This window comes from Natronorubrum marinum, from assembly GCF_052040125.1.
Classification (GTDB): domain Archaea; phylum Halobacteriota; class Halobacteria; order Halobacteriales; family Natrialbaceae; genus Natronorubrum.
The window spans coordinates 1,507,248-1,519,308 of sequence record NZ_JBPPFV010000001.1 but is presented as its reverse complement, the minus strand read 5'-3'; the positions used below and the strand labels follow the sequence as shown (position 1 = coordinate 1,519,308).

Sequence of the window (12,061 nt, the reverse complement as noted above, 5' to 3'; positions counted from 1 at the left end):
TACGTCACCTCGGCTAAATATCGATCCACTCGGCTTCGGGAGCGTGGTCTTTGATAAACTGCTTGCGCGGTTCGACGGCGTCGCCCATCAGCACGGAGAACATCTTGTCCGCCGCGGCCGCGTCCTCGACCGTGATCTGCTTGAGGATACGGTTCTCGGGGTTCATCGTCGTCTCCCAGAGCTGTTCGGGGTTCATCTCGCCCAGTCCCTTGAACCGCTGGACCTGGGTCGGGTTGCCGTCGCACTTCTCCTCGACGATCTCGTCGCGCTCGGCGTCGGTCATCGCGTCGTACGTTTCGCCGCGGTAGCGAATCCGGTACAGCGGCGGCTGGGTCGCGTAGACGTAGCCACCTTCTAGAAGCGGCCGCATGTGCCGGTAGAAGAACGTGAGCATGAGCGTCCGGATGTGCGCGCCGTCGACGTCGGCGTCGGTCGCCATGATGATCTTCTTGTAACGGACGTCTTCGACGTCGAACTCGTCGCCGATCCCCGCCCCGATTGCGGTGATCATGTTCCGAATCTCGTCGTTCTCGAGAATCCGATCGAGTCGGTGTTTCTCGACGTTCAGGATCTTCCCCTTGATCGGCAAGACGGCCTGGAACTCCGGATTGCGGGCCTGTTTCGCGCTGCCGCCCGCGGAGTCTCCCTCCGCGATGAACAGTTCGGCCTCGTCGGGGTCTTTGGTCTGGCAGTCGGCCAGCTTTCCGGGCAGCGAGGTCGAGTCGAGCGCGGACTTGCGTCGCGTCAACTCCTCGGCCTTCCGGGCCGCTTTTCTGGCCTTCGCGGCCTCGACGGCCTTCATGACGATGGCCTGTGCGGTGTCGGGGTGTTCTTCGAAGTAGGTGCCCAGGCCCTCGTGCATCGCGCTCTCGACGATCCCGCGCACTTCCGAGTTGCCGAGTTTCGTCTTCGTCTGGCCCTCGAACTGCGGGTCCGGGTGTTTGATCGAGATGACCGCGGTGAGTCCCTCGCGGATGTCTTCGCCCGTGAGGTTCTCCTCGAGATCCGAGAGCAGGCCGTTGTCGCCCGCGTAGTCGTTGACCGTCCGCGTGAGCGCGGTCTTGAACCCGGTGAGGTGGGTGCCGCCCTCTCGAGTGTTGATGTTGTTCGCGAAGGCGTGGATCGAACCCTGCAGTTCCTCGGTGGCCTGCATCGCGACCTCGACCTGGATGTTCTGGTCCTCGTCCTCGAAGTAGATGATCTCGTCGTGCATCGCCGAGCGCGTCTCGTTCAGATACTCGACGAACTCGCGGATGCCGCCGTCGTACTCGTAGGTGTCCGCGACGAACTCGCCGTCGTCGGTCTGCTCGCGTTCGTCACGCAGCGTAATGCGGACGCCCGAGTTGAGGAAGGCGAGTTCGCGAAGCCGGTTCGAGAGCGTCGAAAACGAAAACTCGTCGGCCTCGAAGATGCCGGTGTCGGCCCAGAACCGAACCTGCGTGCCGGTCTCCTCGTCCGGCTCCATGTCGCGAACGCGCTCCATGTCGCCGACGGGTTCGCCCGCCTCGAAGGCGTGTTCGAACACGCCGCCGTCGCGTTTGACCTCGGCCTCGAGGCGCTCGGAGAGCGCGTTGACGACGCTCACGCCGACGCCGTGGAGACCGCCGGAGACCTGGTAGGACTTGTTGTCGAACTTCCCCCCGGCGTGGAGAACAGTGAGAATCACCTCGAGAGCCGGGCGTTCGTACTCGTCGTGCGTGTCGACGGGGATGCCGCGGCCGTCGTCTGCGACGCTCACCGAGTTGTCGTCGTGGATCGTGACGGTGATGTCGTCGCAGTGGCCAGCCAGTGCCTCGTCGATCGAGTTGTCCACCACTTCGTAGACGAGATGGTGGAGCCCTCGAGAATCCGTAGAGCCGATATACATCGCCGGCCGTTTTCGCACGGCCTCCAGGCCCTCTAAGACCTGAATCTGTCCGGCGCCGTACTCACTTTCCTGGGACATGTAAAACCTGCTTTCGGGTAGTGGTCCGGCCCTAATAAAAGTCACGTACGCGCGCGGGCGAGCGCTCGATAATAGTCGGTTGCTCGTATCGAGGGAGCTACAACACCGTATTAGTTGCGTTCGGCGGCTGGGTAATCTCCGATTGGAGGGATTCGATTCCCGTCACGTCGACCGCTCGAGTCTATCGAGGGCGTGACCGACGACGAGCGCCAAAGCGTGGGCATACGCCAGAAACGAGCGTAAAGGCGCACCAGTCGAGCGCCCAGGGGTCGTACGGGCGTCCAGAACGGTATCCACGGGACGATGCACGAGAGTTCGAAGAACCCCGACTAAAAGACCGAGCTATCGAGAACGGAGGGACGGACGATCACGCCGAGCACGGACACGTCGAAGTCACGAGAATCTGGCAGTGAACTGAGCGCATCCAGCGACTCGACACGGCGCGCGGCGGAGACGAACGTGAGACGATCGCAGTCCGGTACGTGTCCGGTGAGGACGGGGGGTGGATCGACGGGCTGGTCGAACCGTTGGAGGATTTTCTCGAGGCGATCGATTGGCCCTCATTCGTGCTCGGCCGCTGGCAGGGTAAACGAAAACGTCGTCCCCTCGCCCGGTTCGGAGTCGAGCCAGATCTCGCCGCCGTGGCGTTCGACGATGCGCTGACAGAGCGCGAGCCCGATCCCCGTCCCAGCGTGTTCCCCGCGACTGTGGAGCCGCTGAAAGATTTCGAACACGCGTTCCTGATCCTCCGGATCGATGCCGATCCCCTCGTCGTGGACCGACACCTCCCACTGCCGACCCCGTCGCTCGGCGTCGACGTGTACCTGGGGCGGCTCGTCGCCGCTGTACGTGATCGCGTTCGTCAGCAGGTTCTGGAACACCTGCCGTAACTGACTCGCGTCACCCTCGACGCGCGGGAGTTCGTCGCTCGTAACCTCGGCCTCGGAGTCCTCGATCTGGAACTGAAGATCCGCCACGACGTCCGCGAGCACCGCGTCGAGATCGACCGGCTCGAGCGGATCGCCCCGCGTCTCCACCCGGGAGTAGGCGAGCAACCCCTCGATCATCTCGCGCATCCGATCGGCGCCGTCGACCGCAAACGCGAGGAACTCCTCGCCGTCCTCGTCGAGTTCGTCCCCGTACCGCTGCTCGATAAGGCGGAGATAGCTCGAGACCATTCGCAGCGGCTCCTGTAGATCGTGACTGGCCGCGTAGGCGAAGTGTTCGAGCCGTTCGTTCGACTCCTCGAGCTGGGAGATCGTCTCCTCGAGACGTCGCTGGTACTCCGTGCGTTCGGTGATGTCGCTGAGCGTGATCACGGCACGCGTCACGTCGCCGCGCGCGTTTCTGATCGGCATCCCTCTGACGCTGAGAATTCGTCGCTCGCCGTCTCTGGAATCGATCTCGAAGGTTCTGGGCTCGGTCACCTCCTCGCCCTGTAGGACACGAGCGATCGTCCACTCGTCGCGCTCGAGCGGCTCGCCCGTGTCAGCCCATCTGACCGGGAACTGATCGTACTCGTCGAACGAGTCGGCGTCGAACTCGTCGATACCCCAGATCTCCTTTGCGGCCCTGTTCGCCTCGACGATACCGCCGTTTTGCTCCGCGACGATGACCCCGACGGGGAGGATCTCGAACAGCGACTGGAGCTGTTCTTTGTTCCGCTGGAGTTCCAGTTCCGTTCGCTTTCGCTCCGTGATGTCGGTGAGCGCACCGGGGAACGTCTCAGGGGTTCCGTTCTCGTCGTACTCGACGTGTCCACGGGCGACGACCCACCGGAGTTCGCCGTCGGCGTTCCAGACGCGATACTCCTCCTCGTACTCCTCGCCCGACTCGACGGCAGCCTCGATCCGTCGCTCGACGCGGTCGCGATCCGCCTCGTGAATCGACGACGTGATTCGATCGAGGGGGACGCCCTCGCGGGCCGCCTCGGGATCGACGCCGAACGTCTTGGCGAACGATCGGCCGGTGACGAACTGATCCTCCGAAATCTGCCACTCCCAGGTGCCGACGGCTCCGGCCTCGGTCGCGGCCTCGAGTTGGGCTTTGGCGTCCTCGAGGTACTGCTCGCGCTCCTTTTGCTCCGTGACGTCCTGTGCCATCGTCATGCCCGCGACCACCTCGCCACTGTCGTCTTCGATCGGCACCGCGTGGACCACCCACTCGCGGTCGGCATACGTGAGATCGACCGACCGTTCCTCCCCATCGAGGGCGGCCAGGAACGCCGGCTCGAGCATCTCGCCCGTCTCCTCGGGCCACACGTCGTAGAAGCTCTCTCCCTCGAGATCCTCGGGATCGACGGGGAGCCGATCGAAGCCCTGGCCCGCCGCCAGCGTGTACTCGAGATCGTGGTCGAACAGCGTGACGAGTCCGTTCGGGAAGTACTCGGCGAGGGTCCGATAGCGCTGCTCGGACTCCTCTACGGCCTGCTGGCGCTCTTTCCGGTCGGTGATGTCGCGGAAGTAGACCGAAATACCGGTTTCGGAGGGGTAAAGGTTCGCCTCGACCCAGAAGTCGAGCGTGTCGTAGTAGAGTTCGTAGCTGGTCGGTTCCTGCGTCTCCAGTGCCGTCTGGAAGGCGTCCCAGACCTCCTCGAGATCGAGGAGGTCGGGGAAGACGTCCCAGAGTTGCTCGCCGAGTAACTCCGCCTCGGAGTGCTGGAGGAGTTCTTCGGCGCGGTCGTTAACGTGGGTAAACCGAAACTCGTCGTCGACGGCGTAGAACGCGTCGGAGATCCGGCTGAGAATGCGCTGTAGTTCGGTTTCGAGTTCTCGTTCGAACTCCCACCGATCGGTCATGTCCCGAGTCACCTTCAGGAACCCCTGATGGGTCCCGTCGTCGTCCCGAATTTGCGTGATCGTCACGTTCGCCCAGAACCGCCCGCCGTCCTTCCGAACCCGCCACCCTTCGTCCTCGACGGAGCCGTTCTCGGTCGCCGCCTCGAGGTTTCTCTCGGGAACGTTCGCCGCGCGGTCGTCTTCGGTGTAGAACGTGGAGATGTGTTCGCCGAGGATTTCCGCTCGATCGTATCCCTTGATCTGCGCCGCCCCTTTGTTCCAGCTGACGATGTGACCGTCCGAATCCAGCCGGAAGATCGCGTACTCCTCGACGGCGTCAGCCAGCGAGCGAAACTCCTCCTCGCTCTCCCGTAAGGCACCCTCCGACCGCTTCTGCTCGGTGATATTGTAGTACAGTTCGACCCGTCCGCCGGCGTATTCACCCGACTCGATCGGTTCGCTCTGGTACTCGAGCCATCGTTCCTCGAGATCGTCGCCTGTGGTTCCGGTGACTCGACACTCGAGACCGTCGGCGTAGCTGTCCTCGTCGTAGGTGGTCAGCACGGTCTCCGCGAACGAACCGGGTTCGGCGATCGTCTCAGAGAGAGTCTCTTCGAACATCGTCCGGCCGTCCCGACCGACGTCAGACTCGCGCTCGAGACCGAGAAATCCCTCGATCGTCTCGTCGATCCAGGCGACGTTGAACGCCTCATCGAGCACGACGACGCCGATGTTCGCGTCGTCGAGAATGGCCGTGATCGACTCGGAAGTGGTGTCTGCAATATCCGTCGGTGCCGATCGCTCCGCGTCGGCCGCGCGTAACCGCTCGGTGGGGCGCGAACGATCGCGGGCGACGCCGATCGTCCCTCGAAACTCGTCGCCCTCGACGATCGGATTGATTCGAACGTCGCAGGGAAGCGTCTCGCCGTCGGCCGTTCGAACCTCGAGTTCGAAGGTCGCGGCGTCGGCGCCGTCCGTTCGGAGCCGATTCGATAGGTCGCGTTCGATCGCGTCGATAGTCGAATCGTCGAGAAGGAGGGAAACGTGCTCGCCGACGAGTTCGTCTCGAGCGTACCCCGTCGCATCCACGAGTTCGTCGTTGACCGCGACGAACTGCCCGTCGGCATCGAGTTGATAGATACCGTCGTCGATCGTTTCGACGAGTGCCCGATACCGAGAGAGTGCCAGGTCGTCGTCGACCTCCCCCCAAAAGGACCCATCGATGGCACCCGTTCGTGTACTCATAATCGTTGGTGTGGCGTGAATACTATAAACCCTATGGGACGCTAGAACGGCGTTTTCGGACGTCGACACTGGGGACGTCACCGCCGGTTTCGTCGGTACTGAAAAAGCCGCGTCAGTGACCGGGACACCGTTGACGGGGTTCGGTCCTGTAGTTCGAACGAAATGAGACCGCTGTATCTGGTCGCCGGTATCGTCGTGCTCACCGCCGTGATCGTCGACATTCTCTGGACGACGCTCTGGGTCGACGGGGGGTCCGGTCCGCTCTCGGGTCGGTTGACCAGCCGGACCTGGCGCGGCCTCCGGACGGTGACCGGAGACCACCCGAAAGCGCTGAGCATCGCCGGGCCGCTCATCCTCACGCTCACGCTCGCGATGTGGATCACACTCCTGTGGCTCGGCTGGACGTTCGTCTTCGCCGGCGACCAGACGGCCCTCGTCAGCCCACAGACTGGCGAGTACGCCGACTGGACGGGGCGGCTCTACTACGTCGCCTACACGATGTTCACGACCGGGAACGGTGACTACGCTCCCACGACGGGCACCTGGGAGATCGCGAGTTCATTTACCACGGCGACGGGAATGGCGTTCGTCACGCTGGGCGTCTCCTACGTCCTGACCGTCCTCGGAGCCGTTTCGGCGAAACGCTCGTTCGCCAGCGACGTCACCGGACTGGGCGAACGCAGCGAGGCATTCGTCCGTGCTGGCTGGGCCGGCGAGGCCGAGGAGTTCGAGGGGCTCGACCTCCCGCTCGAGTCGCTCTCGACCCAGCTCTCCCTGCTCGCGGACCAGCACGAGGCCTACCCGATCCTCCACTACTATCACAGCGAACAGGCCACGCGGGCCTCGGCGATGGCCGTCCCCATCTTCGACGAAGCCCTGACCATCTTCCGATACGGCGTCGACGAGGACGCCCAGCCGAATCCGACGCTAGTCGAGAACGCCCGCTCGAGCGTCGACAGCTACCTCGACACGCTCGAGACCGCGTTCATCGAGCCCGCCGACGACGTGCCGCGAGCGCCGGATCTCGACCGCCTTCGCGAGGACGAGATTCCGATGGCCGACGGCGAGTTCGACGAGGCACTCGAAGACCTGACGGACCGACGGCGGAAGCTCCTCGGCGTCGTCCGGGCCGACGCGTGGTACTGGCCGCCGCTCGAAACCGGCTGACTGCCGTTCGGAACTGGCTGACGCCCCCCGAAACGGATCGAACGCCGCCCGAAACGGACGGGCGTCGACTCGTGGACCCACACGATCCGTCCACCCCCGACCCCCGCTGCCCTCACCGAGTTCACTTTCACTCCGGTAACACACATCTTTTAGCCCCGCCGTTAGTATGGAGGGACAATGACGTCGTTTCAGTCGACACTCGAGGACGAGGCGGGGATCGCCGAGGAGTTGGCCGAGAGCCAGCAGGCGATCTCGATCGCGGAGTTCTTCGAGAAGAACAAGCACATGCTCGGCTTCGACAGCGGGGCTCGAGGGCTCGTCACGGCCGTCAAGGAGGCCGTCGACAACGCCCTAGACGCCGCCGAGGAGGCGAGTATTCTCCCGGATATCTACGTCGAAATCGAGGAAGCGGGCGACTACTATCGATTGATCGTCGAGGACAACGGACCGGGTCTCACGAAGGAGACGCTCCCGAAGGTCTTCGGGAAACTGCTGTACGGGTCGCGATTCCACGCCCGCGAACAGTCCCGCGGGCAGCAGGGGATCGGGATCTCCGCGGCGGTTCTCTACGCCCAGCTCACGAGCGGGAAGCCCGCCAAAATCACCAGTCGAACCCAGGGTGCGAGCGAGGCGGAGTACTTCGAACTCATCGTCGACACCGACGAGAACGAACCCGAGATCAGCGTCGAAGAGACCACCACGTGGGATCGCCCCCACGGCACGCGCATCGTCCTCGAGATGGAGGCGAACATGCGCGCCCGCAGCCAGCTTCACGACTACATCAAGCATACCGCAGTCGTCAATCCCCACGCGCGCCTCGAACTGCGCGAACCGCAGGAACACTTCAAGTTCGAACGCGCGACGGATCAGCTACCCGAGGAGACCGAGGAGATTCGTCCACACCCCCACGGCGTCGAACTCGGCACCGTGATGAAGATGCTGTCGGCGACGGACTCCCAGACGGTCTCGGGCTTCCTCCAGGAGGAGTTTACGCGCGTCGGCAAGAAGAGCGCCGAGTCGATCATCGACGAGTTCCGCGACCGCCACTACGGTCGCGAGATGCGGTGGCGGCCGCCCGCGAGCCACGAGGATATCGACCTTCGAGCGACGATCACGAACGCGACGGTGAACAAAGGGGCCGACGCGACGGACGCCTTCGCCGAGGCCATCGTCGACGCGGTCGGTGATCGCGACCGGATCGCCCACCACGAACTCCTCGCGGTCGTCGATTCGGCCGCCGACGACGTCGAGGCCGATCACGGAACGACGTTCGGCGACACCGTCCGCGAGAACGCCGTCGACGTGGTCTGGCGTGCGTTGATCGACGTGCCCGGCGACGACGAGGCGGTAGCGGGAGACGAGACGGTCGATTTCGACGAGGACGACGTCGATGGCGAGTCGCGACTCGTCGCCGACCTCTACGCCCTCGCCGACGACGCGACGAGCACCCGAAAGGACGACGAGGTGATCCACGCCTTCGCCGAGCGCCTCGCGGCCAAGTTCGAGGACGAACGCGAAGAGGGAGACGACGAACTCACCCGGCACCGACTCACGCACAAACAACTCCGGTCGTTCGTCGACCGCGCGGCGGATCTCACTGAAGAGTACGACGACGTTAGCTTCGGCGACACCGCCCGCGAAAACGTCCTCGAGGCCGTCTGGTCGGTCATGGCGACCGTTCCTGACGATCCGCCGCTGGTTCGCGAGTTCAAAGGCGACCGCGACGCCGCCAGCAACCTCGTCGACGGGATGCGCGAAACAGATATCATGGCACCGCCGACGCGGTGTCTCGCCCCCATCACCGAGGAGCTGATCTCGGCCGGGCTCGAGAAGGAGTTCGAGGCCGACTTCTACGCCTCGGCGACTCGAGACGCCGAGGTTCACGGTGGGGATCCGTTCATCGTCGAGGCCGGTATCGCCTACGGCGGCGAGCTCCCGGCCGAGGGCAGCGCCGACGTCATGCGGTTTGCCAACCGCGTCCCGCTGGTCTACCAGCGCGGCGCGTGTGCGACGACCGACGTGGTCAAATCGATCGGCTGGCGCAACTACGGGCTCGATCAACCCGGCGGCTCCGGGCTGCCCAACGGACCGGCCGTCATCATGGTCCACGTCGCGTCGACGAACGTCCCCTTCACCAGCGAATCGAAGGACGCCGTTGCGAACGTCCCCGAAATCGAAGACGAGATCGAACTTGCGATTCGTGAGGCCGCACGCGAACTCAAGAGCTACCTGAACAAGCGCCGCTCGATGCAACAGCGCCGGAAGAAACAGAACGTCCTCGGGAAGATTCTCCCCGAAATGGCTACGAAGGTCGCCGAGGTGACCGACCGCGACGAACCCGACATCGACGACGCCATCGCCCGTATCATGAACAACGTCCTCGTCGAGCGATCGATCGAGGAGAACGGAACCAGTCAGGCCGTTTCGGTCACGGTCGAGAACAACTCCAACACCAACGAGTCGCTCGAGATCACCGACATCGTCTCGGCCGAACCGACCAGCCTCCCCGACGACGCAAGCGTCGTCGAGATGGACGGCGAGTGGTTCGTCAAGTGGGAACCGGACGTCTCGAGCGGTGACGACGCCGCACTCGAGTACGAGGTGGCCGACGATGCCGAGTTCGATCTCGACGTGAAAGGTGTCGAAACCGAGAAACTCACCGTCACAGACCAATGAGCGCAGATAACGACCAGCAGGCACGAGAACAGTTGATCGATCTCGCGGCGCAGTTCTACGACCAGTTCGAACTGGGCGAGATCCCGCACATGTCCGTTCCGACGCGGACGAAGAACAACATCGAGTACGACGAGGACTCGCACGTCTGGGTCTACGGCGACCGCGAGTCGACCCGCTCCGCGAACTCCGTCAAGGGGGCCCGAAAGCTCCTCAAGGCGGTCTACACGATCGAATTCCTCGCCGAGCAGCTCGACGAAGACCGGTCGTCGACCCTGCGTGAACTCTACTATCTCTCGGAAAGCTGGGACAACAACGAGGCCCAGTTCAACGATCAGGACGAGTCCAACAGCATGATCGAGGACTTGGAAATCGTTTCGGGAGTCACTCGCGAGGACTTCCACATGCGCCCCGAGGAGTCGGGCGCGACGATCATGGGTCCGCTCCACCTGCGCGAACAGACTCGTCGCGGCGAGCGCGAGATTCACTGTCAGAAAGACGTCGGTGAGGGTGGCTACCAGATTCCGAACAATCCCGACACGATCGAGTTCCTCGACAACGACGCCGACTTCATCCTCGCGGTGGAGACCGGTGGTATGCGGGACCGACTCGTCGAGAACGGCTTCGACGAGGAGTACAACGCCCTGATCGTCCACCTGAAGGGCCAGCCCGCTCGTGCGACCCGGCGGATCATCAAACGGCTCCACGACGAACTCGACCTCCCCGTCACGGTCTTCGCCGACGGTGACCCGTGGTCGTACCGCATCTACGGCTCCGTCGCCTACGGCTCGATCAAGTCGGCCCACCTCTCGGAGTATCTCGCGACGCCGGAGGCCCAGTACATCGGCATCCAGCCCGCGGACATCGTCGAGTACGAACTTCCGACCGACCCTCTCTCGGACTCGGACATCAACGCCTTAGAGAGCGAACTCGAGGACCCGCGTTTCCAGACCGACTACTGGGAGGAACAGATCGAGCTACAGCTTGAGATCGGTAAAAAGTCCGAACAGCAGTCGCTCGCGGCGCGCGGTCTCGACTTCGTGACGGACACCTATCTGCCGGAACGGTTAGACGAGATGGGCGTCCTGTAGACGGCCGTCGAACCGACGTTTCGGAACGGGTAGACGAGCGTGGGTCCCACAGGGACCGATCCTCGACAGCAACGTCCAGAGCCTACAGCGCCGTTCAGGCGTGGTCTGATTCACGATCCGTTTCCCACGATTCTACACTCCGGTCCGCTACCGGGCCGGACGACGACTTCGTTGTCTGCTGATCGTTCCCGCCGGAGGTCTGGAATTCGGCCGTCGCACACCGCTTGCAGTAGTAGTTTCGCCCCTCGGAGGCCGTCAGCGGGACGCCGAGCAAGCAGAACTCCTTCCGGTAGATGCGCTCGAGTCCCCGACCGACTGGATCCGCACAGGCCGCACACGGTCTGTCGTAGGCGACGACGGTGCGTTCGTCGACCGAGCGAACGCGTCCGTTGGCCGTCACCGAGTGGCGGGTCTCGAGTCGTCGCCGGACCGACGGCAGGGTGCTTACACCCATCGCCGCAAAGACGAACGCGAGGAGGAACAGCGGTAGGCTCGCGGCTGCCGTGACGACCTGCAGAGCGATCACCGCGACGATCGCCGCCGCGAGCCAGCAGACGGCCGCCGTCACGCGCCAGAGAAGCGCGGATCCGGCGGACTCGCTATCGGCGTCGCGCCCCTCGACGTGGTCGGTCCGCAACACCATCCGCTCGGCGTCGCCGACGTACCGGTACGCGCCGTAGAGGGCGTTCCCGATTCCCATCGTGAACCAGACGGTGATCAGCGCGACCACCAGGTGTTCGTCCCTGCTGCCGCACGACCGTTTCACCATGACGGCGTGGTCCCCGAAGTCGTGCTCGAGTTCCCAGCCGTCCTGCAACGCCGTCGCGATCCGATGCTCGAGAACCTCGCGATCTGTCACGCCGCCGCTCGAGTCCGTATTCGCGCTGGCACCGGAGTAGGGTCGTCCTCGCACGGTCGACGACTCGGGACTCGATCGTTCGGTCGGACGACCGTTCGGCGTTCCACAGTTCGGACAGTAGTTCGCCGACGACTCGAGACCGGTACCACAGTTCGAACAGTACGGTGGCCCACATCCGCCCCGATCCGATCGGCGATCGCTGCTCATAGACGTGGAATCGTCAGCGGTGACAGTAACGCTTTGGTCCGGTCGGAAAACCAACCAGTTCTGCTCCGCTCAGTCGACCCACTCGTTTGGTTCGGAT

Annotated in this window: 6 protein-coding genes; 3 read left to right on the top strand and 3 right to left on the bottom strand. The window is 63.8% G+C overall.

Going from position 1 to position 12,061, the window contains the following annotated elements:
- Positions 1-13 precede the first annotated feature (13 nt).
- Both gyrB and ACSFC5_RS07465 read right to left on the bottom strand, forming a co-directional pair.
- Positions 14-1,945, bottom strand: coding sequence for a DNA topoisomerase (ATP-hydrolyzing) subunit B (gene gyrB, locus ACSFC5_RS07470; RefSeq protein WP_440764591.1), 1,932 nt, complete (start codon positions 1,943-1,945; stop codon positions 14-16).
- 560 nt (positions 1,946-2,505) lie between these two features.
- A complete protein-coding gene (locus ACSFC5_RS07465; protein WP_440764590.1) occupies positions 2,506-5,967 on the bottom strand; it encodes a PAS domain S-box protein in 3,462 nt (1,153 codons plus the stop codon).
- Between the two features lie 162 nt (positions 5,968-6,129).
- Here ACSFC5_RS07465 and ACSFC5_RS07460 point away from each other — a divergent pair, with 162 nt between their 5' ends.
- The 3 genes from ACSFC5_RS07460 (at position 6,130) to ACSFC5_RS07450 (ending at position 10,898) form a co-directional block, all read left to right on the top strand.
- A complete protein-coding gene (locus ACSFC5_RS07460; protein ID WP_440764589.1) occupies positions 6,130-7,134 on the top strand; it encodes an ion channel in 1,005 nt (334 codons plus the stop codon).
- A 177-nt stretch (positions 7,135-7,311) separates the two neighbouring features.
- Entirely contained in the window at positions 7,312-9,810 is a 2,499-nt protein-coding gene (locus tag ACSFC5_RS07455; protein ID WP_440764588.1) for a DNA topoisomerase VI subunit B, read from the top strand.
- Positions 9,807-10,898, top strand: a complete 1,092-nt coding sequence (locus ACSFC5_RS07450; RefSeq protein WP_440764587.1) for a DNA topoisomerase IV subunit A — start codon at positions 9,807-9,809, stop codon at positions 10,896-10,898. The genes ACSFC5_RS07455 and ACSFC5_RS07450 overlap by 4 nt, the downstream gene beginning before the upstream one ends.
- Before the next feature lie 94 nt (positions 10,899-10,992).
- Here ACSFC5_RS07450 and ACSFC5_RS07445 read toward each other — a convergent pair whose 3' ends face one another.
- A complete protein-coding gene (locus ACSFC5_RS07445; protein WP_440764586.1) occupies positions 10,993-11,964 on the bottom strand; it encodes a zinc ribbon domain-containing protein in 972 nt (323 codons plus the stop codon).
- Between the last annotated feature and the right edge of the window lie 97 nt (positions 11,965-12,061).

Excerpts from the sequence above, each read along its gene's own strand:
- gyrB (WP_440764591.1), bottom strand. The coding sequence starts at position 1,945 with ATGTCCCAGGAAAGTGAGTACGGCGCCGGACAGATTCAGGTCTTAGAG.
- ACSFC5_RS07465 (WP_440764590.1), bottom strand. The coding sequence starts at position 5,967 with ATGAGTACACGAACGGGTGCCATCGATGGGTCCTTTTGGGGGGAGGTC.
- ACSFC5_RS07460 (WP_440764589.1), top strand. The coding sequence starts at position 6,130 with ATGAGACCGCTGTATCTGGTCGCCGGTATCGTCGTGCTCACCGCCGTG.
- ACSFC5_RS07455 (WP_440764588.1), top strand. The coding sequence starts at position 7,312 with ATGACGTCGTTTCAGTCGACACTCGAGGACGAGGCGGGGATCGCCGAG.
- ACSFC5_RS07450 (WP_440764587.1), top strand. The coding sequence starts at position 9,807 with ATGAGCGCAGATAACGACCAGCAGGCACGAGAACAGTTGATCGATCTC.
- ACSFC5_RS07445 (WP_440764586.1), bottom strand. The coding sequence starts at position 11,964 with ATGAGCAGCGATCGCCGATCGGATCGGGGCGGATGTGGGCCACCGTAC.